Here is a 1,483-nt window from a genome sequence, read left to right as displayed (position 1 = left end):
GGTAGTGTCGAGAAAGTTGGTGTAGCGCCCGAACCGAAGCGAGTCTGCCCGGCGTCCGGGAACCTGGAATACGGTGATATCCTATGCCGTCTCGACCCTGTCCGCAAGCTCGAGGCCGGACTCTATCATCTTCCTGGCCTCCGCCTCAAGCTGGGCCCAGTCTGCCCGCCCTTCGATTCCGCGCCTGCGCCCCTCGTCGTAGAGCTCGTTCATCCTCGCCTCCGAGAAGTACCTGGACTCCTGCCATATCTCGTCCTGCTCGCACATGACCGCGCCGGCGAGCCGCACGAGCGAGCCCGTGGACGGGAATACCTGGACCACGCGCGACCTGCGCTTTATCTCCCTGTTCGTCCTCTCCTGCACGTTGTTGGTGCGCAGCCGCTTCCAGTGAGCTGGAGGGAAGTCGAGGTAGGCCAGGGCGTCGGGCTCGGCCTCCTCAAGCACCGCCGCGGCCCTCGGGCAGCACTCCTCGAGCATGTCGCACGCCGCGTGGTACATGGCCGCCACCGTGGCGGCGTCGCGCCCGCGGAACACCTGCGAGACGATCCTGCCCACGCGGCGCCTGAGCTGCCAGGAGCCGGCCTCGCGCATGCAGTCGCGCATGAGGTGGACGGCGCAGCGCTGCCATGCGGCGCCCTGAAAGACCTCGCCGAGGGCGCGGACGAGGCCCGGGTGGGCGTCCGAGACGACGAGCTCCACCCCGGAGACGCCGCGGCCGCGGACCGTCCGCAGGAAGGCGAGCCACGAGTCGTACGACTCGGTGTCCACCACGTCGACGCCCAGGACGCGCCTCCAGCCGCCCGCGTCGCAGCCGATGGCGGTGACAACGGCGGTGGACGCCACGCGGCCCCCGCGGCGACACTTGACGTAGGTGGCGTCGAGCCAGACGTAGGGCACCGGGGAGCCGTCGAGCGGCCTTCCGCAGAGCTCCTCGATGTCGGCGTCCAGGCTCGAGGCGATGGCGCTCACCTGGTCCTTGGAGAGCCTGGGCACGCCCATCTTCTCGGCGACGCGCTGCACCTTGCGGGTACTCGTGCCGGTGGCGTACATCTCTGCCACGGCGGCCACGAGGGCGCGGTCCACGCGCTGGTAGCGCTCGATCACGTCCTCGGGGAAGAAGCTGCCCGAGCGCAGCTTGGGGATACGAAGCGTCAGCATGCCCACGCAGGTGGCGAGCGCCCTCTCGCGGTAGCCGTTGCGGCTGTTCGCCCCGCCGCCGCACAGCTGGTCGGCCTCCGCGTCCATCACGGCGTTCACGACCTGCTCGGCGAGGCGCCTGAGCAGCTCCTGCATGTCGATGGCGCCGTCGTCAAACCGGGGCATGGCGAGCATGTCCGGCGTCGGGTCTGATAAGATTTCCATAGCGGCCTTCGTCCTTTCCTAGAACCTGTTGTTGTGGTGATTTCAGATTCTAGGACGAAGGCCGTTCTTCGTTAAACGGGCGCTAGGGCGCCGCCCTTACACCAACATTTTCGACGCGATC

Annotated in this window: 1 protein-coding gene; it reads right to left on the bottom strand. The window is 68.1% G+C overall.

Annotation, left to right across the window (positions count from 1 at the left end; translation table 11 throughout):
- Positions 1–81: 81 nt before the first annotated feature.
- Complete coding sequence (locus PMX21_RS09995; protein ID WP_271748964.1) at positions 82–1,362, bottom strand: IS256 family transposase; 1,281 nt, start codon at positions 1,360–1,362, stop codon at positions 82–84.
- Between the last annotated feature and the right edge of the window lie 121 nt (positions 1,363–1,483).

The sequence above is a fragment of the Collinsella aerofaciens genome (assembly GCF_028209885.1).
Lineage (GTDB): Bacteria > Actinomycetota > Coriobacteriia > Coriobacteriales > Coriobacteriaceae > Collinsella > Collinsella aerofaciens_BA.
This window is presented reverse-complemented; position numbering and strand designations above follow the sequence as displayed.